General features: G+C 49.2%; 21 protein-coding genes. 6 read left to right on the forward strand and 15 right to left on the reverse strand.

Annotation, left to right across the window (positions count from 1 at the left end; all coding sequences use genetic code 11):
* The first annotated feature begins 69 nt into the window (after nucleotides 1–69).
* Nucleotides 70–1,269: an integrase catalytic domain-containing protein gene (locus H9I35_RS04865; protein ID WP_187418950.1), complete on the forward strand. Its 1,200-nt coding sequence runs from the start codon at nucleotides 70–72 to the stop codon at nucleotides 1,267–1,269.
* Between the two features lie 6 nt (nucleotides 1,270–1,275).
* On the opposite strand, the gene H9I35_RS04870 is transcribed toward H9I35_RS04865, so the two are convergent.
* Complete coding sequence (locus H9I35_RS04870; protein ID WP_187420460.1) at nucleotides 1,276–1,446, reverse strand: hypothetical protein; 171 nt, start codon at nucleotides 1,444–1,446, stop codon at nucleotides 1,276–1,278.
* Between the two features lie 38 nt (nucleotides 1,447–1,484).
* On the opposite strand from H9I35_RS04870, the gene H9I35_RS04875 reads away from it, so the two are divergent.
* Nucleotides 1,485–2,996 carry an IMP dehydrogenase gene (locus H9I35_RS04875; protein WP_187420461.1) on the forward strand — a complete coding sequence of 504 codons (1,512 nt, stop codon included), beginning with the start codon at nucleotides 1,485–1,487 and terminating at the stop codon, nucleotides 2,994–2,996.
* Between the two features lie 46 nt (nucleotides 2,997–3,042).
* Here H9I35_RS04875 and H9I35_RS04880 read toward each other — a convergent pair whose 3' ends face one another.
* Nucleotides 3,043–3,750 carry a DUF2259 domain-containing protein gene (locus H9I35_RS04880; RefSeq protein WP_187420462.1) on the reverse strand — a complete coding sequence of 236 codons (708 nt, stop codon included), beginning with the start codon at nucleotides 3,748–3,750 and terminating at the stop codon, nucleotides 3,043–3,045.
* A gap of 82 nt (nucleotides 3,751–3,832) precedes the next feature.
* Here H9I35_RS04880 and H9I35_RS04885 point away from each other — a divergent pair, with 82 nt between their 5' ends.
* Nucleotides 3,833–4,648 (forward strand): hypothetical protein, encoded by an 816-nt coding sequence (locus H9I35_RS04885; RefSeq protein ID WP_187420463.1) that lies wholly within the window; start codon nucleotides 3,833–3,835, stop codon nucleotides 4,646–4,648.
* A gap of 2 nt (nucleotides 4,649–4,650) precedes the next feature.
* On the opposite strand, the gene H9I35_RS04890 is transcribed toward H9I35_RS04885, so the two are convergent.
* Complete coding sequence (locus H9I35_RS04890) at nucleotides 4,651–5,271, reverse strand: diacylglycerol/polyprenol kinase family protein (RefSeq protein ID WP_187420464.1); 621 nt, start codon at nucleotides 5,269–5,271, stop codon at nucleotides 4,651–4,653.
* Nucleotides 5,268–9,122, reverse strand: coding sequence for a periplasmic flagellar collar protein FlcA (gene flcA, locus H9I35_RS04895; RefSeq protein ID WP_187420465.1), 3,855 nt, complete (start codon nucleotides 9,120–9,122; stop codon nucleotides 5,268–5,270). Before flcA ends, H9I35_RS04890 begins: the two co-directional genes overlap by 4 nt.
* A gap of 415 nt (nucleotides 9,123–9,537) precedes the next feature.
* Here flcA and H9I35_RS04900 point away from each other — a divergent pair, with 415 nt between their 5' ends.
* Nucleotides 9,538–10,248, forward strand: a complete 711-nt coding sequence (locus H9I35_RS04900) for an early set domain-containing protein (RefSeq protein ID WP_187420466.1) — start codon at nucleotides 9,538–9,540, stop codon at nucleotides 10,246–10,248.
* Nucleotides 10,249–10,359: 111 nt separating this feature from the next.
* Here H9I35_RS04900 and H9I35_RS04905 read toward each other — a convergent pair whose 3' ends face one another.
* From H9I35_RS04905 to H9I35_RS04930, 6 genes are all read right to left on the reverse strand, one after another.
* Entirely contained in the window at nucleotides 10,360–10,608 is a 249-nt protein-coding gene (locus tag H9I35_RS04905; RefSeq protein WP_215905301.1) for a BrnA antitoxin family protein, read from the reverse strand.
* Complete coding sequence (locus H9I35_RS04910; RefSeq protein ID WP_215905302.1) at nucleotides 10,589–10,861, reverse strand: BrnT family toxin; 273 nt, start codon at nucleotides 10,859–10,861, stop codon at nucleotides 10,589–10,591. The genes H9I35_RS04905 and H9I35_RS04910 overlap by 20 nt, the downstream gene beginning before the upstream one ends.
* A 160-nt stretch (nucleotides 10,862–11,021) precedes the next feature.
* On the reverse strand, nucleotides 11,022–11,351 hold the full coding sequence (locus H9I35_RS04915) for a hypothetical protein (protein ID WP_187420468.1): 330 nt from the start codon (nucleotides 11,349–11,351) through the stop codon (nucleotides 11,022–11,024).
* A 594-nt stretch (nucleotides 11,352–11,945) separates the two neighbouring features.
* Nucleotides 11,946–13,316: a signal recognition particle protein gene (ffh, locus tag H9I35_RS04920; RefSeq protein WP_187420469.1), complete on the reverse strand. Its 1,371-nt coding sequence runs from the start codon at nucleotides 13,314–13,316 to the stop codon at nucleotides 11,946–11,948.
* 119 nt (nucleotides 13,317–13,435) lie between these two features.
* Nucleotides 13,436–14,491: an NAD(P)H-dependent glycerol-3-phosphate dehydrogenase gene (locus tag H9I35_RS04925; protein WP_187420470.1), complete on the reverse strand. Its 1,056-nt coding sequence runs from the start codon at nucleotides 14,489–14,491 to the stop codon at nucleotides 13,436–13,438.
* A 503-nt stretch (nucleotides 14,492–14,994) separates the two neighbouring features.
* Entirely contained in the window at nucleotides 14,995–16,164 is a 1,170-nt protein-coding gene (locus H9I35_RS04930; protein WP_187418599.1) for an ISAs1 family transposase, read from the reverse strand.
* A gap of 115 nt (nucleotides 16,165–16,279) precedes the next feature.
* Between H9I35_RS04930 and H9I35_RS04935 the strand changes: the two genes are divergently transcribed.
* Nucleotides 16,280–17,695 (forward strand): leucine-rich repeat domain-containing protein, encoded by a 1,416-nt coding sequence (locus H9I35_RS04935; protein ID WP_187420471.1) that lies wholly within the window; start codon nucleotides 16,280–16,282, stop codon nucleotides 17,693–17,695.
* A 99-nt stretch (nucleotides 17,696–17,794) separates the two neighbouring features.
* Nucleotides 17,795–18,541, forward strand: coding sequence for an NAD(+) diphosphatase (gene nudC, locus H9I35_RS04940; protein WP_187420472.1), 747 nt, complete (start codon nucleotides 17,795–17,797; stop codon nucleotides 18,539–18,541).
* On the opposite strand, the gene H9I35_RS04945 is transcribed toward nudC, so the two are convergent.
* The 5 genes from H9I35_RS04945 to H9I35_RS04965 form a co-directional block, all read right to left on the reverse strand.
* Nucleotides 18,538–20,088: a M16 family metallopeptidase gene (locus tag H9I35_RS04945; RefSeq protein WP_187420473.1), complete on the reverse strand. Its 1,551-nt coding sequence runs from the start codon at nucleotides 20,086–20,088 to the stop codon at nucleotides 18,538–18,540. The two genes, nudC and H9I35_RS04945, sit on opposite strands and share 4 nt — an antisense overlap.
* Complete coding sequence (locus H9I35_RS04950) at nucleotides 20,085–21,560, reverse strand: M16 family metallopeptidase (RefSeq protein ID WP_187420474.1); 1,476 nt, start codon at nucleotides 21,558–21,560, stop codon at nucleotides 20,085–20,087. Before H9I35_RS04950 ends, H9I35_RS04945 begins: the two co-directional genes overlap by 4 nt.
* 207 nt (nucleotides 21,561–21,767) lie before the next feature.
* Nucleotides 21,768–22,541 (reverse strand): 4-hydroxy-tetrahydrodipicolinate reductase, encoded by a 774-nt coding sequence (gene dapB / locus H9I35_RS04955; RefSeq protein ID WP_187420475.1) that lies wholly within the window; start codon nucleotides 22,539–22,541, stop codon nucleotides 21,768–21,770.
* Between the two features lie 63 nt (nucleotides 22,542–22,604).
* A complete protein-coding gene (locus H9I35_RS04960) occupies nucleotides 22,605–23,930 on the reverse strand; it encodes an aspartate kinase (RefSeq protein ID WP_187420476.1) in 1,326 nt (441 codons plus the stop codon).
* Nucleotides 23,931–24,114: 184 nt separating this feature from the next.
* On the reverse strand, nucleotides 24,115–24,282 hold the full coding sequence (locus H9I35_RS04965) for a four helix bundle protein (protein WP_187420477.1): 168 nt from the start codon (nucleotides 24,280–24,282) through the stop codon (nucleotides 24,115–24,117).
* Nucleotides 24,283–24,290: the final 8 nt, after the last annotated feature.

Below are 24,290 nucleotides of genomic sequence, written 5' to 3' on the forward strand. Positions count from 1 at the left end.
AAAAGCCGTTCCTCACGTAAAAATCTAACCCAAATCTGAGTCACAATAGAAGCCCGAAGGAAGGGCACCATGGGGTTAGATATGAAAACGAAAAAGAAATTGACCGAAGAAACGGCAAAACGCTACTGTACGGCAAACAAGAAGCGCAAGACGAAAATCATCGACGAGTTCACCGCAACCACCGGCTACAACCGAAAATACGCCATCCACATCCTCAAAAACAGCGCACGCATAAAAATAACACACTTCAACAACGTCGAAAGAAAGAGTGTACAGATCATCAAAAAGCCTCGTAAAAAGCGGCACTATGAAAAATACTACGGTCAAGATGTGCAGCGTGAAGTTATTCGACTGTGGCTATTTTCGATGTACCTGTGTGCAAAACGGCTCGTACCCTTTATCCGCGACAATATCGATTACCTTGCCCTCAAGTTCGGCTATACTGAACAACTGAAAACAAAACTTGCTCACATATCAAGCGCAACGGTCTCAAGGATACTCAAGCCGGAAATCCCCAAGCATTCCATCCGCGGTATTGCAACGACACGACCGGCAAAGAATCTCAATAAACTCATTCCGATCCGCACCTTCTTCGATTGGGACGAACGAAAACCGGGCTTTTTCGAAGCCGATACGGTCGCTCATTGCGGTACAACTACGGAAGGACAGTATATTTGTACCCTGACACTCACCGACGTTCATTCAGGATGGACGGAAAATCGTGCGCTTTTGAATAAAGCTCATCGGTGGGTCAAAGAAGCGACAGAGGACGTGAAAATACACTTACCCTTTGCTATGAAAGGCATTGACAGCGATAACGGACGTGAGTTCAAAAATATACAGCTTTTGCAGTGGTGTGAACTAAATCATATTACGTTCACCCGAAGCCGGTCGTACAAAAAAAATGACAACTGTTTTGTTGAACAGAAAAACGACAGCGTGGTAAGGCGTATTGTCGGCTACTATCGATTTGAGGGAGAAGCTGCCTGTGTTGTCTTAGCAGAACTGTATGAAAGTTATAATAAGCTCGTTAATTTCTTTTTTCCCTCGATGAAGATTATTGCAAAGCAACGAATAGACGCAAAGGTCATAAAGAAATATGATGCGGCTAAGACTCCCTACCGAAGGCTTATGGAAAGTAAGGAGGTAAGCAAGGCGGTAAAAGCTGAGCTTTTCAGGAGAAAGAACAGATTGGATTTACAACAGCTGCTTGACAAGACACAACTCTTGCAGCGTAAGCTTATCGCTATGGCGGTGCAACGGTCATAGCTACGGTTAGATTTTTACTTGAGGAACCGAAATCGTTTCGGTTAGATTTTTACGTGAGGAAATACGGAGCGCATGGAGCCGGTTGTCGGGTTCCGGCATGGCGGTTTTCGTATGTTCCGTCTTTGCATTTTTACGGTTTATCATTCCGGTAAATAATGCGATACGTTGACGGTTCAAACGATATGACTTATACTGATTTTTCAAGGAGCGTTTCCATGGCATATTTTTTTGACGAACCCTCACACACATTCGACGAATACCTTTTGATTCCGGGCTATACGTCCGAAACGTGCATTCCCGCAAACGTGTCGCTGCGCACGCCCGTCGTCAAATACAACAAAAAAGCCGGAGACGCCTGTCCGCTCATGATGAACATACCGATGGTATCGGCCGTCATGCAGTCCGTTTCAAACGACACGCTTGCGATCGCGCTTGCACAGGAAGGCGGCATCAGTTTTATCTACGGTTCGCAGACGCCCGAAGATCAGGCGGCGATGATAGCCCGCGTCAAATCATATAAGGCGGGGTTCGTACCGTCGGATTCCAATGTCCGTCCGGATCAAACGCTCGAAGAGCTCACCGCAACCATCGAAAAAACGGGACACTCGACGGTCGCCGTCACCGAAGACGGAAGCCCGAACGGAAAGCTCGCCGGCATCATCACCGAGAGAGACTTCCGCATCAACCGCTGTAAAAACGGCGCGAAAGTGCGCGACTACATGACGCCTCTTGAAAAATTAATAAAGGCGGAAGCGGGCATTTCACTCGACGATGCAAACGATTTGATTTGGGATCATAAAATCAATCAGCTTCCGATCGTCGATAAAAACGGCAACTTGCAGGCGCTCGTGTTCCGAAAAGACATCGAAAACCGCGAAGAGCACCCGCTGGAAATTCACGACGCGCAAAAACGCTACACGGTCGGCGCCGGCATCAATACGCGGGATTATATGGAACGCGTGCCCCTTCTTTTGAACGCGGGAGCCGACGTGCTCTGCCTCGATTCGTCCGAAGGATTTACCGAATGGCAGCGCCGTGCGCTCAAAGACATCCACAAAAAATGGGGAGAGGGCGTTAAAGTCGGTGCCGGAAACGTCGTCGACAGAGACGGCTTCAACTTTCTTGCCGAATCGGGCGCCGATTTCGTTAAAGTCGGGATCGGAGGCGGTTCCATCTGCATTACGAGGGAACAAAAAGGAATCGGACGAGGACAAGCGACCGCGACGATCGAAGTGGCGAAAGCGCGCGACGAGTGGTACGAAAAAACCGGCATCTATATTCCGATATGCTCGGACGGCGGCATCGTGCACGATTATCACATAACGCTCGCGCTCGCGATGGGCGCGGACTTCGTTATGCTCGGCCGATACTTCGCAAGATTCGACGAAAGCCCGACGCACAAACTCATCGTCAACGGCAATTACGTTAAAGAATATTGGGGTGAAGGATCGAACAGAGCGCGCAACTGGCAGCGCTACGATTTGGGCGGGGCGAAAAAGATGGCCTTCGAAGAAGGCGTCGACAGCTACGTTCCGTACGCCGGAAGCCTCCACGATAACGTGCAGATAACGACGAGCAAAGTGATCCACACGATGTGCAACTGCGGCGCCCTCACGATCCCCGAACTGCAGCAAAAAGCGAAGATAACGCTCGTAAGCCAGGCGTCGATCCGCGAAGGCTCCGCGCACGACGTTATCGTCAAAAACACGAGCATCCGCGCCGACTGAGCGGCAAACGTTCCGAACGATAAGACTCCGCTTTCAAAGTCCGGATTCAGTCGAAGAGCTTTGCCGTTTCCGCCATGTAGCGGATGAGTACACCCGTTTTATCTTCCATTGTTTTCGCGACGATAAAAACGATGCCGTCGCCCCGTTTATTGCACAGTATTTTTTCGATCTTATACGACGTTACGCCCTTTCGGACGACGTCGGGCGAGCCGATTTTTTGCCGCTTTACGACGCTGCCGTTTTCATCGATCCTTTCCATCAAAATATAAAACGACGACTTCGCGCTTTCACCCGCACCGCTTACCGTCGGGATAAGCCGTATGCGGTATGTCGACTTGCTTCCGATTTTTCCGGTAAAATCTTTAAAGACGATTTCATCGTTTCCGTCTTTGCTTTCATCGCCGCAGATGTAGAGGATCTGATCGGGAGATGCGGGTGTGCAATTATATTTTTTCGTATCGAAATAACTTTTGGCCGCAAGCGAATCGTAGACTTCGCGTCCCGATTTTCCCGCCGTAACGGAAGACGGATGTATTTTATACGTACCGCCTTTAACGAAATCGTTTTTTGCGACATCGACCGTATAGATTTCAGCCCAGCCTCTAAAGGATTTATCGGTTTTGCCGTACTGACCGAACAGATATATCGACCCGTCGGATGAAAATCCCGCATCGACAAAAACTGCGGCATCGCCGGCAAGCGCACTATATAAGCAGAGCGCGAAAATCAATCCGCCTGCAATAATTTTTTTCATACGGCATCCTCCCGTCTTTTACATTGTCGGAATTTCAGGGCAAGTCTTTACTATTATTTCCGTTGCGGGTATCATCGTTTCTATGACTATCAAAACGCGGAATTATTTTTTTCTCGCTCTGGTTATCGCCTTTTCGGTATTTCTTTTAGCCGCTTCCGCAATGCTCGGATATTCGGTTTACTCGGGTACGCTCACCCGTCCGGATATTTTTCCGACCGAGCGCATCGCGGGTTTTTATACGAAGGGTTATTCGTTTATCGCGACGATCGCATCGATCTTTACCTTCGCGCTGTATGCCCTGCTTGCCGTTATCTATCTCTATGTCCAATTCGAAAAAACGCAATCGACGGAAGTGATTTTTTTTGCGCTGTTTCTCATCGGCTGTTTTGCGGAAACGGTACGGCTGTGCGTGCCCCTTTTCAATCTGTGGCATGAGCTTTCGGTTTTTTTGCTTTTTATAGGGAGGGCCGGCCTCTTTGCGCGGACGCTCGCTCCGACGGCGCTCCTGTTCGATGCGGTTTTCAGCGGAACGGAAGCGCGCCAGCACGTCGAGCGGAACCTCGTCATACTCATCGTGCTTTCCGTCATGATTTCGATGCTGATGCCGCTCAACACCGCAATCGTCCTTCCGAACTTTTGCATAAAATGGGGAAGCGGAAAAGCGTTTATCGCAATCCGCGCGCTCATCCTCGCCGCGTCGATCCTTTCGCTCTTCGTCAATGCCCGCTCGCTCGGAACGAAAGACGCATCCCCGTTCGGCTTTGCGGCTTTGGCTTTCGGATACGAAATCTCTTGCTATGCGACTTCATACGCGGCGGCGGCCGCGGGAGGGATATTGCTTTTCGGAGGAACGGCGGTATACCTCAAAAGTCTGCACCGAAAATATCTGTGGCAATAAAATCAGCGCATTAATAATTCCGCAAGTCCGCCGATCGCAACGGGAATGACAAGGTTATCGAAGTCGCCGAGGGGAATAAGCTCTATCGCCATCGCGGAAAGCGCCAAAACAAGCGATACGAATCCGTTTTTGCATACGGCAAACGACGAACACAATACCGCAAAAAAACACGTGAGACTTCCCGCAACCGTTTTTCCGTGCGTAAACGGAATGACCGTGCGGCCGAAGAGTTTTCCGCCGAGACTCGCAAGTCCGTCGCCGAAGGCGAGCGCATAGATGCCGATACGGGCGGCTTCGGGCTTCCACACGAGCACGGTAACGATGATGCCGAGTACGAGCGTTACGGGACCGAGTACGAATTTATTTTCATCGCGTTTTCGCGAAGCGACTTCGGTTATGTGCGATACGACGGGAACGGAAATGCCGCACTTTCTGAGCGTTTCGGATGCGATATAGAACACGAGAACGGCTGCAAGACAGACGATAACCGGACGGTACGCAAAGGTCAAAAGAGTCGGGATAAGCGCGCTGCAGATGTGGATCGTTTTCCGGACCAGCTCTTTTTTTATGCTGTTTTTATATTGCGCCTGCAGTATGCCGGCTCTGTTTTCGTCGGCGCTCATTGCGTCAATTCCTTTTCACCGGTGAGAATCTTCGGAATATCCGTATAGATCGCAGGTTCGTAATCCGGCATCGGGTGACTCATATAGCGCATATTCTGTTCGGCAAGGTTGCTGCCCGGAAGGCGTACCATCGTCGCTTCGTTCCGCGTAAGCGCATCCCACGCGCGCATCGACACGGAAAGCTGTACCATCGCGTCGGCATTCATTCTGCTGTTGCCCGTGCGCCGTGCAAGGCGGAAAAGCGTAACGCCGAAATTATTCGCCGCTTTCAGATAAAGTTCCGTGAGCGCGTCTTCGGCGGCTTTTGTCTGCGTAAACGCGATCCCTTTTTTTGCAAATTCGGCATCGAGATTGTTTACGAGCTGTTTGTAATAACCCTCGGCCGCATAGTTCGCATCGCGAAGCGAAAGCGTATTGCCCATCGCAAGCAGCAAGTGATCGTCGTCCTGCTTTTCGGCGCCGGCTTTAATAAACGAACCGACCGCGCCGTCCAAATCGTTTTTGGAATATTGTATAAAGCCGATACGGTAATGCAGGGACGCCGTATCGTAGTGCGTGCGTATCGCAGAAAGGTAATCGTTATATGCACCCTCGTAATCGCCGCGGATAAAATAATCGATATCGCCCGAATCGGCATAGAGTTTCCCTATATTTTCGTTTCCGGCAAAGCCGCTGTTCGCCTTTTCGCGCTCGTACAGTGAAATCCCGTCGGTATATTTTTCTTCCGCCGTCAAATATTCTTTGCCCGAAACGTACTGTTCTCCGAGCAGACGGTACGAATCGATCTGCTTATAGATATCGCGGCGGCGGAGATGCTGCGAGCGTTTTTCAAACAACTTGACCGTGTGTTCGAGCATCCGCACGGCGCGTTCCGAATCGTGCATCTGCACAAAATAACGCGAAAGATTATAGGATGCGACCGGATTCGACGGATCCGCAGTTACCGCGCGGTCGAGCATATCGCGCACGTCTTCGATCCGCGTGCGAAGGTATTCGTCTTTGGGCGGAAGCGGTCCGTACAATTTGTCGAGAAGGTATCCGCTCATCTCGTTCCAATCTTCGGCATCGAGCGATTTCGCTTTCGGATAAAATCGGTCTTTGAGCTGCAGCACTTCGCGGAGATTGTCGGTACGCACAAAATAGCGCATCATGCGCGCGAGATATCGATCGGTCGGTCCGTAGAGCTGCACGAGGGAAGCATACTGTTTACGCGCTTCTTCGAATTTCGCAGGATCCTTTTCGGTCGCCCACTCAAGGTAAATATCGCCGAGCAGGAGTATACCGTCGGAATCGTTTATGTGATAGTCGAGAACGCTCCGCCTGGCAATCTCTTCGGCCTTTTCATAATTTGCCAAATCGTCGCATTCCATACGTGCGTATTCGATACCCGCTTCTTTATCGTAATTAAAATAATAAAGGATATTGCGGTACATCCGTTCCGCACGCAAGTATTGCTTTCGTTCGCGGTATGCGCGCGCATATTTGAAAAACCATTTTTTCTGCAGCTGCTTGCCGGCCGCTTCATTGAACAGCATCTCCGATTGAGGATATTCGTCAGCTTGAATGAGCGCATACCCCTGTTTGTACAGATCGTTCGCCCTCAGCGGGCGCCAGATAAAATTGAGCGTAAAAATTATCAAACCGAGTACTGCGGCGGCAGAGAGCAAACCGAGTACGATGCCCGGAACGATCCTGTTTTGCAGCTGATATTCCAAAGACGCTTTGTACGCATCGTATTCGGCTGCGGTACGGCGTTCAAAATCGCGCGGAACGGGAATCGAGATGTCGAGCATCTTTTCAAGGTTCGCGGCAACTTGACGAGCGGGCGCTTTATTGAGAATTTTTTCAACGATTTCAAATTGTGCGTCGTCGGTAAATTCGTTTGCAACGAGCAGATTTTCGACGGCGAGGCGTACGTTGAGCGGATAGTGCGCGAGGTTTGCAAGAAATTTTTCATACTGCGCATCGGTAAGCGTATTTTTCGGCGGTTTTCCGCCTTCGGCGGCACCGCGGAAATCGGGCGCTGGCAATTTGATGCGGCCGCTTTTATCGGTTTTTACTTCCGCCGTATCCGAAAAACCGGGAATTTCAAAATCGTCGAGATCGCCGTGCATACCGCGTTCGAAGTCGGTTTTATCATCTTCGGATTTTGAAGGCGCCGTAACGGAAAAATCGAGCCCCTCCATTTCGGACGTATCGAAGTGTTCTATCGGAATAATTTCTTCGCCGTTCTCTTCCGAGCCCGCATCGCCGAAACGTCCATCGCCCGATGCCGTTTCACCTGCCGCCCCCTCTTCTCCGTCTCCCATATCAAAATCGAAATCGAAAGTATCGGGATCAAAGCTTTCCGGCGACGGATGAGGAGCAAACATATCCGAAGACGGTTCTTCGCTTTCTTCGGCAGCATCCCCGCCGAGAGAGATTTCATCTGAAGAGGAAAAGGATTTCGGACTTTGCACCGTTTTTTCGGTTTGCGTTTTTTCATTGCCGAAAGAAAAATCATCCGCTGCGGCAACCGGCGGATTTTCATTCATTTCGTATTCTTCGCCGCCGAGAGAGATTTCAGGAGAAGCCGTATCGGCCGAGGGTTCGGAAAAGTCGGGAGATGTTTTTTCCCGCCCGGGACTGCCGGCAGCAGGCGAAAGTCCGTCATCATCGAACATCGATGAGAAATCGAAATCGGGAAGTTCCAAACCGTTCGAAGCCGTATCGGCGGAAGAAAGCCGACTGCTGCTCGCATCCGCGTCAATCGCACCGCCCGGCCTTCGGCCGGCAGCCGCAGAAAAAGACGCGTCGTCGGAACCGAACGTTTCTGCCGTTTTTTGTCCGGCAGGCATTTCGCCGAAAGCCGATGTCCGATCAATATCTTTTTCCGAAAGCGCAGGTGTACCCTTGTCCTGTACGGCGAGATCGCTTTCGACTTCGGGCATATCTTCCGGCAATTCGATATTCATATCGATCGTCGGACCGCCGGTATCGAAATCATGAGCCCAATCGGAAACGGAAGATTCGGTCGGTGCGGAAAGATCCGCGCCCTTCTTTTGCTCGACAAGCGTTTTTTGAGGAGAAGGCGTAAACGCATCAAGCGGAGGAAGCGCAAACTCGTCGTTGCCCGGAATAAGAGCCGATGACGCGCCCGCATTCGGTTCGGGAACGGGAAAATCATCGAGAGACGGGAGATCGGGTACGGTATGAGCGTGAATTTCGGGAGGAAGAGGAATATCCGGCACGGAAGATGAAAAGCCTTCGTGCGAAGGCAGCGCAAACGCATCCTGAGCCGCATTGTTCGTTTGATAGGCGGCGCCGCTTCGGTTCGATGCATACGTACCGCCCGACACATCGGATGCGCTTTCTTCCGGCAGCACATCGCTCGCATCTTCCGCTTTACCGCCCATATCGCCGAGCAGATCGTCGAGATTCATATCGGCGATCGACACTTCCTCAGGTTCTGCTTTTTCGATTTTTCGTTCCGCTTCATCGGCAAATTGGGAAAGGTCGGGCATTTCCGTCTCTCCTGCCGACGCGGACGGGATAACGGGATTGAGCAAACCGGAAAGATCGGGAACGCCGGCCGAAGACGATTCGGCACTCTCTTTCGGCGCCGCACCCTTTTTGCCCGTTCCAATGATATCGGAAAAATCTTCAGCTTCGGACGAAGTTTGCGCCGGTATCGCCGACTCGGGACTCTCCGGCATACCGAGAACAAAATCTTCGGAATCATCGACATCCCGCACCGTTTTCGGAATCGGAATTATGATCGGCTTTTCACCGCGGGATGCGCGCGCATGTACCTCATTGCCGAGTGCGAGAATATCTGAATTGAATTTCTTTAGTTGGCTTAACCCCGGCATAATCCACCCGATTTATTGTATCGCTAAAACGCCCGTCTTTACAAGTATTTGCCCTGCGTAGTCTTTATTAGGTCTAATTTCGAGTTTTCTAAAACTCGAAATTTTCCATTCGTTTCGTTCACCAACTGAATGGCGAGTTTCGAAAGTAAATAAAATGATGCGGAGGCGAGGTTCCGGCTGCGTGCCGTTTCGAGCGTTAGGCTTATGGAAGCGTACCCTAAAAGCTCGACCGCGGCTAAGCGGACGGGTTCTCGCCGAAAGCACACCTTTATTTAGAAATACTTTCGAAACTCGACTTTCGACCTATTATAATAACGGATGATTTTCACGCATACATTAGAAAAGTCTCGAACGGCACTCGCTATCTTTTGCCGATTCGGTAAATCTTCAGCGCCGTTTTGCCGATAATCGGAGTATGAAACGCTTTCTTTTTTTACTCTGTGCGCTTCAAGCCCTGCTTTCCGCCGTATCTGCAGCGGATTATAACGATGAAACCGTTCTCGAAATCCGCGGCGTCGGCGTACCGTACGAAAAAGACGATACGGTCGTTTTTACCGCCGATGCGAAATCGCGCTTTACCGGCATCGCGTTCGATTTTGAAGGATACAAAACGATCCATCCTTTCCGCATACATACGATGCGCGACATGGACGGAAAAGCAAAAGGTTCGGTACTGTTTTATATTTTACATCGTCCCGAATCGACACGAAGCCTTTCATATCGCCTCGTCATCGACGGATTGTGGACAACCGATCCCGCAAACCCCGACAGCTACTACGACGAAAAAGAAGGCATCTCTCTTTCGCGCTTTACTTTCGCTTCCGATCTGCCGCAAAAGACCGCGTCCGCAGCAACAAACGCGTCGTCTGAAAAAATCGTACGATTTATCTGCCGCGCAAATGCGCATCAAAAGATATATCTTGCAGGCTCGTTTACGAACTGGGATCCGTGGATTTACGAAATGAAAGAAACGTCGCGCGGCTTGTACGAAATCGCACTGCCCCTGCCCGCCGGTACGCATTATTATAATTATTATTCGGGAATGGACGCGCTCACCGACTCGACGAATCCGAACAAAGCGTACACAAAAGACGGTCGCGTCGCATCGGTCATCACGGTGCCGTAGGCGACGGGGAAAACAATACAAGCCGTCAGCGGAACAATCGGTTGTACCGCAGGCGGCTTGATCGGTTGTCGGCTTTGAAAACGGCGTTATGTGATTGTTCTATCCCTCGATTCAATTTACCGCATAATACTTTGCATATTGAGAAAGTACTTCATTCATCATAGTCTGATATTTTGTATGATTTTTCTTGGCTTCTGTTTTGAAAAAATTAATACAATCGGAATCAATTGAGATTGTTATTTTTTCTTTTGTTGATTTTTTTACAAGCTCTGATGGAGCAGGAAGGAAATCCGCCACTAATACGGCAGAATCCAATGCTTTCATTACTGATTTTTCGGGGTTACTGTAAATGTTCTTCATAGAGTTTCTTTCCTTGACGCCAATATCCTGCGCCGAAAATTCTAATGTTCTGACCGCGTATTGTAAAACGTACCGTTAAAATTCCTTTGTCTATTTTTCCAATGCAAAAATAACGTTTTTCTGAAACGGAATGATTTACATCCTCTAAAATCATACGGTTTACGTCAAAAAAAGTATCCTGCGCCTTTTCAAAAGAAACCTTATGCTTCTGAATGTTTTCAGAGTTTTTATTTTCATCCCACTCAAAGGTCATACACATATATATTATACATATTATTTTATGTATTTGTCAACAAACTGTTTTATAAAAAGCGGTGAGTATGTAATTTGAAAAAGCTTTTTAAATTACCTTATTAAAGCTTAATGTATCTTTTCAGCAAGCTTGACTTACTGAAAAGATACTCCTTTGTTTTTTAATCGGCATATACAACCTCCGCAGATTCAAAATTTCCATTATCATCAAAATAAATATATAATTCCCACATAGCAAGGAAACCGTCTGATTTTAACCAATAAGAGACTTCATTATCACTTATTCTACCTTCAAGTTTTGGTTTTCCCAGCAAATCAAATATTTCAGTTCTTTTTGGTTTATCTTCATTTAATTTTTTAATAAGCGAATCGGTCATATAAAATCGATTTTTTTCTCTCATCCATTGTTTTTTGTTAAATGGAATCTGTTTTTGTGAACATGAAACAAATATTATACAAAATAATATAAATATAACCGTAATTTTTCTCATTTGTTATCCCATTACAGCACCCCATAGGGGCGTCCACATAACATTGTTTTAAACCGCAATGCAGCTCGACTGCGTTGTCGGCTTTGAAACTTTGTTATACGTTCATAATACAGATGGATTCTCTGTTCCACCTAACAATTTCCTATAATACATTATTGCCTGTTATTTTATGTCTGAAATCTTAAGTCATATAAAGTAATGTTGGATAATCTATACATATTGTTAGAATAAAAATAAAACATAAAAAAATAAAAAAAATTATATCGATTAAAAAATATTTGTATTTTTTATCTTTAAATCTCAAAATAATACTTACAATTAAGAATACAAATATTAATAATACATAAATTGAGACAAAAAAAATCTCAACTGTAATCCATTTGCTACTAGTATACGAATTGGAAGTTATGATTAATCGATGAATAATTGAAATTATAAAACTAATAAATCCGGGCAAACAACATACAATAAATAATATTATATCTTTTTTTAAATTCTTAAAAGTTATCTTATTCATTCAATCCCTTAATTTAATCTTTATATACCTCGCCCCCCCCACCCCCAGCCCGCCTAACAACTTTTTCGCAAATACCGCTATCTGCCGAACCTCTTCGCGAGAGCTTCCATGTCGAGAGCGTTTCCGCCGAGTTGATTCATAAACTGCGCCTGCATACCGCGGTTTTTGCTGAGCTTTTTCATCGCGAGTTTCGTCTTTTCAAACTGCTTTATCAATTTGTTGACGTCGGCGACTGAAGTCCCCGATCCTTTTGCGATGCGCTTACGGCGCGCAGGCCCGATGATAAAATGGTTCGCCCGCTCTTTTTTCGTCATCGACAGGATGATCGCTTCCTGTTTTTTCATGCCGTCCGTATCGAAATCGCGCCCCTGCATCTGCTGTGCGATGCCCGGCATCATCTCCATAAGCTGCTGCATACTGCCCATCTTGCGCACTTGCCGAAACTGCGTGAGCATATCGTCGAGCGTAAACTCGTTGCGCGCCATTTTCTTCTGCAGCTTTTCCGCTTCTTCGCGGTCGACCGTTTCCTGGGCCTTTTCGACGAGCGAAACGATATCGCCCATACCGAGGATGCGGCTTGCGATGCGGTCGGGGTGAAAGACTTCGAGGTCTTCGGTTTTTTCGCCCGTACCGATGAACAGAATGGGTTTACCGGTCATCGTTTTAAGCGAAAGCGCCGCACCGCCTCTCGCATCGGAATCGAATTTTGTTAAAATAACGCCTGAAAGCGAAAGCTTTTCGTCGAAAGTTTTTGCGATGTCGACCGCGTTTTGTCCGGTCATCGCGTCGGCAACGAGAATCGTTTCATCGGGAGAAAGCGCTTTTTTAATATCGACGAGTTCGGCCATCATCGCTTCGTCTATCTGCAAGCGCCCCGCGGTATCGACGATAAGCGTATCGAGCGAATTTTTCCGCGCATAGTCGAGCGCATCTTTTGCAACGCGAACGGCGGATACGCCTTCTTCTTTAAATACCGGCACGCCGATCTTTTCGCCGAGCTGCGAAAGTTGTTCGACGGCGGCAGGACGGACCAAATCGCACGCGGCGAGCAGCGGCTTCCGACCTTCTTTTGCCAAGCGGTATGCAAGTTTATGCGCTGCGGTCGTTTTACCCGAACCCTGTAAGCCGAGCAGCAAAATCACCGACTGCGTGTCCGGTCCTTTTAAATGCAGATCGGTTTTCGCGTCTCCGAGCATCGAAGCGAGTTTGTCGTAAATGATTTTAACGAATTGTTCGCCGGGATCGACGGCGCGAAGAACTTTTTCGCCCTTCGCTTCTTCGATCGTCGAATTGACAAAGCGGCGAACGACGCGGAGATTGACGTCCGCTTCGAGGAGCGCCGTCTTAATGCGTTCGACCGTATCTTCAATATTTTTTTCGGTGATCGTCGATTTTCCGCTCACCGTTTGGATAATCGATGAAAAGGTATTTGTTAATTTTTCAAGCATAGGCCGATTATACCCGCCCCGCTTTTTTTTTGCAATGCAGCGCGCGAACAAAGCTCCTCACGGAACGAGCGCGATGGCACTGTGCTGCGGACGGAATGTCCGCACGTTCGCCCTCGCGCTTACTTTTCCTGCGTCAAAAGCTGTGCGATAAAATCGCGCGGAGAAATTTCCTTATTCAATATGCGGTACAATCCGTCGCAGATCGTCAGCTTGAGATTTTTTCTTTGCGCGATTTCGTGCACGTATTTGCACGCGATCGCACCTTCGGAAAGATAGCCGAGCTTTGTCATATTTTCGATCAAATCGTCGAGATTCGAAAATTGCGACATGATATCTTTTTTAATCAAATCCTGTCCGAAGCGGCGGTTTCGTCCGTATTTGCTTTTGCACGTTACCTCCAAATCGCCCACGCCCGCGATCGACGTAAAAGTTTCCGCATGAGTCGCGCCCATCGCAAATCCGAGCGTTTGAATTTCGTTTAAGCCCGCGGCCATCAAAAGGGATTCCGCATTGTCGCCGAATTCTTCCGACGTTTCGGCAAGCGCATCCATCGCACCGTATACGACGGCGATGATATTTTTTGCGGCGGCGCAGATCTGCACGCCGACGACGTCGAACGACGAATAGGGCAAAATCCCCGGCACGCGCAAAAGCTCCCGCACTCTGATCGAATTGCGCGGGTTTTCGCACGCGGCGACGAGTCCCGTGATCTTTCCGATCGCAACTTCTTCCGCGTGGCTCGGACCCGACACGTAAACAGTGCATCCCTTGTAGATGCCCGGCAAAAGATTTTCGATCGTCGTAAGGACGAGCTTCGGCCCGTCGGCGGCCGGCACAAAGCCCTTCGTAAGAACGGCGATACAGGTACTGCCGTCGGCGATACCGGGAAGCGCGGTGATCTTTTTTACCGTGTCGGCGATATACAATGACGGAGAAGCGATTATTAAAAATTCTTTGTCGGAAGCGACTTCGGCTATATCGTTTGAAACGGAGATGTTTTCCGACAGCCTGTAGCCCGGCAGATACCGTTTGTTTTCGTGATCATTGTTGACCGAGTCGGCGACGTCCGCTTCACGCGCCCACATCCGTATCCGGTGATTACCGCGGGCGAGCGCTTGTGCCAAACCCGTACCCCATGCACCGCTTCCGAGGATGCCGACAGATTTCGATTCCATAGCGATTCCTTATTTTAATAATTTATTTAGCGCGTGCCGTACCGAATACCGTGCGGAATTTTCGGCAAACGGCTTCGACAGTATACACGCGCATACGCTCTTTTGCAATCGATACATTGATCGGACACAAAAATCGATTTTTATATAAAAGTCAAAACGTCAAGTTTTAAAAGTATGAGCTTAACAAAAGGGGAAAGCCTTCCCCTCGCGCGTACTTTGTTGCGCGCTGCCCCTTCCAGCGGGGACACCCCGCAACGCCCCGGATGGCGGTGTGTCAGTCTTGCGGCGTTTACGCTTGCGCAAATTCGCAGAACATACCTCTACTGTCCGTAAAACTTGTTTTGTATCCGCACGCAGTATATTCTGTTTTATTACGGTAATACTTCTTTAAAAGTTATTATTAGGAGGTTCCAATGAAAACGGTAAAAAAGAGTATGCTGATTGCGCCGGCATTCGTACTGCTGTGCGCGCTGTTTATTACGGGCTGTCCGCAGCCACGGAAATCAAGTTTTGCCCAAAAGCGGTAATAATGCTTGAGGATTCATAAGTGCACGGAACATAATCCCGTTTAAAGGCAGCTTCGATTGTGATTCACGTTTGTGTATGCGGATTATGTTAAGCGCAAACTTGTGCAGCATATTGAGATTCTGTTGTACGTTCTTACTCTGCACCCTGCATCTGTCCTCGTCAAAATGTACATCCAACAGCCAATGCATCGATTCCACCGACCATTCCTCTCTTGCATGATGGAGCAGCTCTTCCGCTCGTAACGCTTTACTTGAAATATAATAATGCCATTCTTCCGTCACCCCTTTACTCGTCTCAAATCGTGTATGCACTGCTCCAATACATTTGAGTTCCGGCCATACTCGTCCTCCCGGCTGCCATGAAACATCTGCACTCGTATACGCACTGCGCCTTTCCTTCCGCCCATGTCCCTTTTCCGTTCGTGTGATGCTGTCCATCGTCACTCTCAGCTTTGTATCCTGAACATACTCCGCGATATCGTTCATAAGTGCTTCCTGATTGCCCTTCGCACTTAACAAATAATCCGCTTTTGCCTCAATTATCGCCTCGGCAGTCTCTATTTGACAGTTCATTGCGTCCGCGACCACCATACAGCCCTGAATTTCAAGCTCTTTTATCAATTCCGGTACGGCAGGAATCTCATTACTCTTTGATTCGACCGTTCTTTGGGCAAGCGTCAACCCCAATTCCCCTATCTGTGCACTGATGATATGCAAGGGACTGTCGTATTTTTTCATCTTTCCCGTTGAGCGGATAGCTTTTCCGTCTATGGCTATCGTCAACGGCTGCTTCTTTTTCTTCGCGCTTTGTTCTTTCTCTTCCGTCTCAAGTTTTGCTGCAAGAGCCGGTACAACCGAAGCTACCCATTGTTTCATACACTCATTCAATGATTCCGGCCGTATGATTCCAAGCAGGCTTAACAGCCACCAATAGCACGGTATTCGTTTGATTCCGAACGTTTCTGCCAAAAATGTTCTGACATGTTCGGTCGTTGCCCACTCGTGGATTTTCTTTACGCTTTGCAAATCGCACAAGCTTCCCAAAATCACGATGATAACCGCGTCTTGTACGCTGCAAAAATACCCGTCGTATTCCCGTTCCGTCTCAAGCACTGCAAGTGCTTCTTCTAATGTTTCCCACCTCATACACTTACTTTAGCACTTTATCAACTTTTTAAACAATACTCGAGCAAAAATTGATTTCCGTGGTCCGCAGCCCTTTGAAAATAAGCCGAATATACCGAGCGGTCCCGACCCGAATTTGAAAATCGAAAACGGCGTGCTTAAAGGCTATAACGGAACGCCCTCGGGTACCCTCGTCATACCGGCGGACGTTACGGAAATAGCGCCTTACGCCTTTTCAGGCTGCACAAGTTTGACGGCAGTGGATTTTTCTTCCTGTACCCGACTTACAAAAATCGGCGGCGGCGCATTTTTTGAATGCACGGGAATAACCGGAACGGTAGTTTTCCCGGCAAACCTTGAGACAATCGGCGGCAGTGCGTTTTATTCGTGCAGCAACGTTGACGGCTTTGATTTTTCACAGTGCAAGCGGCTTACTTCAATCGGCAGTTGGGCATTTACAAAATGTACGAAAATAAAGGCGGTGGACTTACCCGCAAGTCTTGAAACGATTAAAGGCGACGCCTTTGAAGGCTGTACGGAACTTAAAAAACTTACGGTGCAAACCGGCGGTTCCTTAGTCGCAGAAAAGGATATCATTTACAACCGCGACAAAACAAAGATATTTTGCAGCGCACCGAAGATAGAATCGATTGACTTTCCTCCGGATATTAAAGAGATAGAGGAAGCTGCTTTTAAAAGTTGTACGAATTTAAAAGCGTTAAATTTACCCGACAGTGTTGAAAGCTTGGGTTTTCAGGCGTTTTCCGGATGTACGGGAATAACCGGAAGGGTGCGTCTGCCGAAAAACCTCACGACAATCGGCGTCAGTGCGTTTTACTCGTGCAACAAAATTACCGGCTTTGATTTTTCACAGTCTATCAATCTTGCCGAAATCCATAATCTTGCGTTTGCAAACTGTACGCAAATAGAGACCGTGAACTTACCCGCAAGCCTTAAAACGATTGTAGGCGACGCCTTTTCAGGCTGTACGAAACTTGAAACGATTACGGTAGATTCTGCAAACACATCTCTTAAAGTTCAAGATAATATCATCTACGATAAAAAACAGCCCGGCAGGCTGTTGTGCAGTGCGCGGAGGATAAGATCTGTTAACTTTCCCGCAAATCTTACGGAAATAGCGATCGGCGCCTTTTCAGGCTGTACGAGATTAGCAGAAGCGGATCTTTCTTCGTGTACCGATCTTAAAATAATCGGTACCGATGCGTTTTCCGGTTGTGAGGGCTTACTGCAGTTAAAGTTGCCTGCAAATCTTAAAACTATCGACGGTTTTGCTTTTAACGGTTGCCGAGGAATAGAAGGTTCGGTAGTTTTGCCTGAAAAGCTTGAGACAATCGGTATGCTTGCTTTTAACGGCTGCAGCAGGGTTGATGAATTTGATTTTTCAAAGTGTACCGCTCTTACCGCAATCGGCAGCAGTGCGTTTTCTTACTGTAAATCGGGTGCTGCGTTTAAGGTAAAAAAGGGCAGTGCAATAAAAGCAATGCTTATAGCAAGCGGCGTTGCCGAAAATCAAATAGAAGAGATCGAGTAAAACGGCCGATTTCGTATAAAAATCATTCGGGCATTGATAACCGATGCCCGAAATACGGCGTTTACAAAAGACTGTCCGCCCGATATAGTAAGCCTGTCTATGGACTACTATATTTTCCGCAGTAAGGACTTGCTCGTACGTAAAGATTCGCACGCGCTTCCCGACGAAAAAACGTGGCTCGCTTTGCGCGAATCGAAGTCCGTTTGCGATATTTTTTCGGAAACGCCGTACGCATACACAGCCGCCCTCCTTCAAGACGGTGCAGTCGACGAAAATTACGAACTCATTCCGATTCGAAGCTATTTTGCCGAACACGACGAAACTGAAAGCGCCCGCGCCGCACGCGCAAAGGGAATGCTCGCATGGCGGCGTACATACAATTTTTGCCCTTCCTGCGCCTCTCCCCTCGCCGACGATGAAAAGCTTTCCGCTCGAAACTGTACGAACTGCGGCGCGCAGTTTTTTCCGCGCATCGAGCCGTGCGTCATCGTGCTGGTAACAAAGGGCGATAAGCTCCTCCTCGCAAAACACCGTACCCGCAATCAAAACATCCATACGTGCATTGCGGGTTTTATCGAAATCGGTGAAAGTGCGGAACAGGCGGTCGTACGCGAAGTGCACGAAGAAGTCGGCATCGAAATAAAAGACCTGCGCTATGTCGGAAGCCAGGGCTGGCCCTTTCCCGACCAGCTTATGCTCGGCTTTCGCGCCGAATACGAAAGCGGCGACATACGAGTGCAGGAATCTGAACTCGTCGAAGCGAAGTGGTTTACGAGAGACGCTCTTCCGCCTTTCCCTAAACAGGGGAGCATGGGCTGGCGCCTCATCACGGGCGTATACGGTTAGAATTTAATATTATCGATATCTTCCGGGCCGACGACGCAAAACCACCTGCCGCCTGCAATCCAATACTTTCGGAATGCACGAAGCACATCGTCGGCGCTTACCGAAAAAAGTTCGGCGATTTTTTCGTCGTACGCATACGGGTCGCCGAACATGAGGAGGCTGTATGCGAGGCGCGAAGCGACTCCTCCGTTCGTCACGGACGAAGCGTAAAACGAATTGACGTATTGATTTTTATAGCCTCGAAGCCTGTCGGCGACGGGTGAAAAAATATACGAGCCGTCGTCGTTTTTTCCGTCGATCACTTTGCCCGATGCGAAAATCGCTTGGGCTTCTTTTTCAAAGCGCACGACGTTCTCCAAATCGCTCGCCTTAAATATAAACACGTTTGCAAGTCCCGCCCGCATCGGAATGACGGATGCGCTCGGCGAATAACAGGCGCCGTATTTTTCGCGCACGACGTTAAAAAGCACTTGCGAATACATGGAAGCGGCGAGAGAAGCCGCAAGCATATCATCGTCAAAGAGCGAGGGGCCGCCCATCACTTTTTCAAGATAGCCCGTGCCGGAAGCGGCTTTGCTTCCGATGACGATCGGTTCTCCCGATACGGTAAGCGGCGGCACATCGGGGATGAGCAGCTCGTAGGACTGAGAGGGGATCGAGCCGAAAGCGGCGTCGAGTTTTTTTAATAATTTTTTTTCATCGTAATTTCCGACCGCAACGATCATAATGCGCCTCGCGTCCGTATCGCGCTCGTGCAGGAAGCGCATCGCTTCGACCGTTATATTGCCGATCGATTCCGGTTTTACCGACGCGCTTGCCGCATAGGGATGATCTTTAAAAACCGTCCTCGTCATCCGATAGGCGAGCATGCTTTCCGGATCGCTTTCCAAGCGCTGCATTTCCTGCGAGTAATCGGTCATAAGATTTTTATACTGCTGCGGATCATACAAGGGATGCAAAAACGCATCCGCAAAAACAGGCAACACTTTATCGAAATAATAATCGATACAGCTCATCGAAAGGACGGCGCCTTCACGCGAAACCTGCGGCAGAATCGAAAAACCCGTTTCGTACGCGAGAGCGCGGAGCTCATCGTACGTGTACTTTTCCGAACCGCGCGTCATCATATCGAAGAGCGCCTTTTCCAAGCCGGAAGATTCGGGAGAAAGGTAGGAAGTTCCGCCTTTGACGATGACGGAAAGAGCGAGTTTTCTGTTCGCCGTATTTTTTCGGATGTAAAGCGGGATGCCGTTCGAAAGGCGGAACTCCCGCACATCCTTCCGGACGGAAACGCACCCCTCGGCGGCTTTTACGTTAGCGGTTTTTACCGACGCGCACGAAAGGATAAAAGCGGAAAATAAAAGCGCGCAGAACGGAATCGATATCCGCCGAAAGAAAGCCTGTCTCTCGCCGCCGCGCCCCGCGGACGCACGCGAATCGAAACAATCAACAAGCCGGACGCAGCCTCGCAGCGAAGCTTCAAGCGGCGTCGAAGTATTAAACTCTCCGCACGAATAAAAAAACGAACGTATATAAAATCCTTTCATTTTACCGCCTCCGTGTCTTTATACCAAAATGCGGTATCGGCGGTGATCTCGGAAAAGCCCGCCGCGGCGAACGCTTCTTTTTGCTTTTCATACACGGCGGGATTGACGAGCACCGTGACGAGCGCGTTACGCTCCGAAACGTATTCCGTCAAAAACCGATCGATATCGTCTTTATCGATTTTCATCATATTGTCGAGATAGCGATAATAATAATCCGCATCCGCAGCGATCCACCAAAAACGGAGACTCGTCTTTACGCGCTCGGCCGTTTCTGCGTCGTCGATAAACCTATCCTTTATCTTTTGATATACGCGCGAAAACTGCCGCTTCGAAAAAATCGACGCGTCGCCTCGAATGCGCCCTACGATGTTTTCCGTAAGCGTCGTATAAAAAAGAGCCGCGCGCTGCGCCAAATCCTTTTCAGGCGAAAGAAGCAAAGCGCCGAACGACAGCGTACTCGTCGCGCGAGTGGTCATATAGCCTTCCCACAGGTACTCGGGATCGGGAATGCCGAGCGCTTCATTTTGCATCATCGTTCGAACGTAGATGCCCTCGGGATCGTCGAAAAAGTAGCCGAGCATATCGGCGGCATAGGTCGCCTTTCTGTCATAGCCCGCATCGGGACCTCGCCAGATGACGGACACTTGCGCCGTATCGATCGAAATCCGGTCGTAAGGCATAACGCGGAAGGTCGTGCGCGGAAGCGGATCAACAGGCTGCCTTTCGATCGGCGGAACCCACGGATCTTTTCCGCGTTCCCACGAACCGTACAATTCTTTTGCAAGCGCATACACTGACTCGGGATTTACGTCACCTGCGATAAAGAGAGCGGCGTTATTCGGTATGTAGTAGGTTTTTTGAATAGCGCGGATCTGATCGACCGTCGCATTCCTCACGACGGCGGGAGAACCCGCAGGATCGCATCTCCACGGATATTTCGGAAAAAGCGTCTTTTGAATATCGTATCGGTAAATCGTATTCGGATCGGAAAGCCCTCCTTCGATTTCCGAAAGCACGACTTTTTTTTCGCGCTCGAATTCAGCTTCGTCCAAAAGCGGTGATCTGATCGCATAACTCCAAAACTCCATCCCCTCTCGGAGCAGTGCCGACGGTACGGTAAAATAATAATTGACGCACTCGGATCCCGTCGTGCCGTTCCAATCGGGTACTCCCATATCGCTTATGGCGCGCTGCACGCTCGCGGCATTCGGGTACTTCGCGTTGCCTTTGAACATCATGTGCTCGTAGAGATGAAAGAGTCCCGCATTTTCGCTCGTCTGCGCGATGCCGCCCGCCTTTACCGCGATTTCGATATACGCAAGAGGTGCCGCATGATTTTCGACGACGTATACGTCAAGTCCGTTTTCAAGCTTGTAGCGGTGTACGTTTTTGATCGGCGTCTTTTCCGCAAAAGAAAAAAAGGCTGTCGACAGAAAAAAGAGAGCAAGGACGATTCGTTTTAAAACAGTCATACCGGCAGTATAACAAAGGACGCACGGGCGCGCAACGACGGAAGCAATATATGCTTCGGATAAAAGCGCATATATTCCGAGCGTCAGCGGCCGGAAGGACGCCGGAGGCGTTCCGCAGAAGGCGCGAGCCGCTGCGGAATGAAGCGGAAGCGGAATCCTGCAGGACGCGACCTGCCGCACGGCAGGGGACGCCAAAATTAATAATTATTAAAATATATCCTGCATGGTATACACGCGGCCTTTTTGCAGCGTTCCGATTTTCAGTGCGGAAGAAAATCGTTCGAGTGCGCGGACGGCACCGAAAGCAAATCCTTCACGGCTTCGAGCGCGGTGGGTAAGTTCGATCGTATCGGCTTGTCCGTCAAAAAACACGGTGTGCTCTCCGGGGTTCGAACCGCACCTCGTGCTTGCAAGGCTCAGTTCGTTTTCTTCGGGCTTTCTGTGAAAGGAGTCGGAGACGATTTTCGTTTTCGTCGTATATTCGGCCATAATGCGCCGTGCTATTTCGAGCGCCGTACCGGACGGGCTGTCGGCTTTTTGATTGTGGTGCGCTTCCCATACCGCGACATCGTAGTCGGAACAGTCTTTCATAAGGCGGGCGGCTTCGGAGACGATTTTGTAAAACATATTGACGCCGATGGAAAAATTCGACGAATAGAGTAAAGCGCCGCCCGTATCTGCGGCACGTTTTTCTACCGCCGGAAGGCTCTCCGTCCAGCCCGTCGTTCCGACGACGAGCGGGAGCGAAAGCGGAAGGAGCGAGTGCATATTTTCGACGGCAACCGACGGACGACTGAACTCGATGACGCCTTCGGCTCCGGAGGATTTTACCGCACGCGCCGTATCTTCCGCCGAAGCGGGTTTTACATCGGCATCGAAAGCTGCCGGATCTGCGGTAAGAACGATGCGGTGGCCGAGCCGTTCCGCAGCATTTTTAATCATGTGCCCCATCTTTCCGTAGCCGACGATCGCAATATTCATATACACTCCAAAATTGTTAATTATTAATTTTCAGATCAACCTTCGAATTCGAAACGCCGGACATCAAGCAAAATACGCTTTGTGCAGCACACGCACGGTTTTATCGGCTTCTTCGTCGTCGACGATCATGCTGATATTCACTTTGCTCGCGCCCTGACTGATCATCTGCACGTTGATATTTTCATCCGACAACGCTTTAAATCCCGCCGCGAGGATCGCCGAAGAATGCAGCGCGTCGCAGATGATCGACACGATCGCTTTTCCGCTCCTTGTCCGCACTTCGGCGACGTCGCTCAAATCGCGGATCAAACCCGAGAGATCGGTCTTTGTATTTACCGTCAGCGAAACGGATACTTCGCTCGTCGCAATCACGTCGATGCTGATATTCCATTTTAAAAACTGATTGAATATGTGCGCAAGAAAGCCGACCGCACCGAGCATGCGCGTCGAAGCGATATCGATAAGCGTTACGTGTTTGACGCCCGTGATCGCGCAGACGGGAGAAGCTTTTCCGTTATGCGTTTCGACGATGATCGAACCGGGGCTTTCGATATTGTACGAATTTTTTACGCGGACGGGAGTCGCAGTGCGGCGGCAGGGGAGCATCGAACGCGGGTGCAGTACTTGCGCGCCGAAAAACGCAAGCTCCTGCGCTTCTTCGTACGTTACTTCGCGTACCGGCTTGGCGTCGGGGCAGATGCGGGGATCGGTCGTCATGATGCCGTCGACGTCTTTCCACGTTTGAATCTCTTCCGCCTTCATCGCAGCTCCGATGATCGTCGCAGTCAAATCGCTTCCGCCACGCCCGAGCGTCGTAATATTTCCGCTTTTGTCTTTTGCGATAAAACCCGTCACGACCGGGATGCGCCCGTCTTTTCCGGAGGCGTATGCATGCAAATGCTCCGGTATCGATTGCCACACTTCATCGAGGAGTTCCGCCGACATAAAATTGCCGTCGCTTACGATGCCGATATCCCATGCATCGTAAGGTAAAGCGGGAATCCCTTCTTTTGTCAAATAAGCGGCCGCGATACGAACCGACATGCGTTCGCCGAAGGACACGAGATAATCGCGCGTGCGTTTTGTCAATTCTTTTATCATCGAAATGCCGGTCAAAAGCTGCGTCAATTCGTTTATTAAATCTTCGATCGTGCCGCTCGGCAATCCGAGTTCGCGCAAAGTTTCAAAATGAAGAGAAGCGATACGCTCCATGCCCACGACTCCGCCGAGCGCTTTATCGGCAGCTTCGAGGAGGTGATCGGTCGTGTCTCCCATCGCGGAGAGCACGACGACAGGTCTGCTCTTTTGATACGCTTTAATAATGGATGCGACATGCCGGATACGTTCCGCATTTGCGACCGACGAGCCGCCGAATTTCATAACTATCATAGCTGTACTATAACAATGCGCGCCGTCTTTTGCAAGTTTGGATGCGGGACTGCTTTTACGGCGGAATTCGATACGGAGATAATTCAGAGGTTTTTGATTTTAGTTTAAGCTCGTCGATTGCAACATAGACCTGCAGTATCTTGGCACTGCAGGTTCAGGCATCCGAGCGGTATATGAAAGTCCATCACTTATTTGCACGGTAGATGTTCCGCACCGGCAGTATGCAATCGCGCTTTAAGTCCTGCCCCAATGTAAATTTGTATTCACGGCAAAAATGTGCCGTAAGCTCAAAGATACGCAGGGTCATCTTATAGACGTCTTTAAAGATCGGAAGTTCGTAATACAGTGCCATATAATCCG

This window comes from Treponema sp. Marseille-Q4132, assembly GCF_014334835.1.
Lineage (GTDB): Bacteria > Spirochaetota > Spirochaetia > Treponematales > Treponemataceae > Treponema_D > Treponema_D paredis.

Coding starts and splice junctions, on each gene's coding strand:
- H9I35_RS04865 (WP_187418950.1), top strand. CDS start 70: ATGGGGTTAGATATGAAAACGAAAAAGAAATTGACCGAAGAAACGGCA.
- H9I35_RS04875 (WP_187420461.1), top strand. CDS start 1,485: ATGGCATATTTTTTTGACGAACCCTCACACACATTCGACGAATACCTT.
- H9I35_RS04880 (WP_187420462.1), bottom strand. CDS start 3,750: ATGAAAAAAATTATTGCAGGCGGATTGATTTTCGCGCTCTGCTTATAT.
- H9I35_RS04885 (WP_187420463.1), top strand. CDS start 3,833: ATGACTATCAAAACGCGGAATTATTTTTTTCTCGCTCTGGTTATCGCC.
- H9I35_RS04890 (WP_187420464.1), bottom strand. CDS start 5,271: ATGAGCGCCGACGAAAACAGAGCCGGCATACTGCAGGCGCAATATAAA.
- flcA (WP_187420465.1), bottom strand. CDS start 9,122: ATGCCGGGGTTAAGCCAACTAAAGAAATTCAATTCAGATATTCTCGCA.
- H9I35_RS04900 (WP_187420466.1), top strand. CDS start 9,538: ATGAAACGCTTTCTTTTTTTACTCTGTGCGCTTCAAGCCCTGCTTTCC.
- H9I35_RS04905 (WP_215905301.1), bottom strand. CDS start 10,608: ATGAAGAACATTTACAGTAACCCCGAAAAATCAGTAATGAAAGCATTG.
- H9I35_RS04910 (WP_215905302.1), bottom strand. CDS start 10,861: ATGACCTTTGAGTGGGATGAAAATAAAAACTCTGAAAACATTCAGAAG.
- H9I35_RS04915 (WP_187420468.1), bottom strand. CDS start 11,351: ATGAGAAAAATTACGGTTATATTTATATTATTTTGTATAATATTTGTT.
- ffh (WP_187420469.1), bottom strand. CDS start 13,316: ATGCTTGAAAAATTAACAAATACCTTTTCATCGATTATCCAAACGGTG.
- H9I35_RS04925 (WP_187420470.1), bottom strand. CDS start 14,491: ATGGAATCGAAATCTGTCGGCATCCTCGGAAGCGGTGCATGGGGTACG.
- H9I35_RS04930 (WP_187418599.1), bottom strand. CDS start 16,164: ATGAGGTGGGAAACATTAGAAGAAGCACTTGCAGTGCTTGAGACGGAA.
- nudC (WP_187420472.1), top strand. CDS start 17,795: ATGGACTACTATATTTTCCGCAGTAAGGACTTGCTCGTACGTAAAGAT.
- H9I35_RS04945 (WP_187420473.1), bottom strand. CDS start 20,088: ATGAAAGGATTTTATATACGTTCGTTTTTTTATTCGTGCGGAGAGTTT.
- H9I35_RS04950 (WP_187420474.1), bottom strand. CDS start 21,560: ATGACTGTTTTAAAACGAATCGTCCTTGCTCTCTTTTTTCTGTCGACA.
- dapB (WP_187420475.1), bottom strand. CDS start 22,541: ATGAATATTGCGATCGTCGGCTACGGAAAGATGGGGCACATGATTAAA.
- H9I35_RS04960 (WP_187420476.1), bottom strand. CDS start 23,930: ATGATAGTTATGAAATTCGGCGGCTCGTCGGTCGCAAATGCGGAACGT.
- H9I35_RS04965 (WP_187420477.1), bottom strand. CDS start 24,282: ATGGCACTGTATTACGAACTTCCGATCTTTAAAGACGTCTATAAGATG.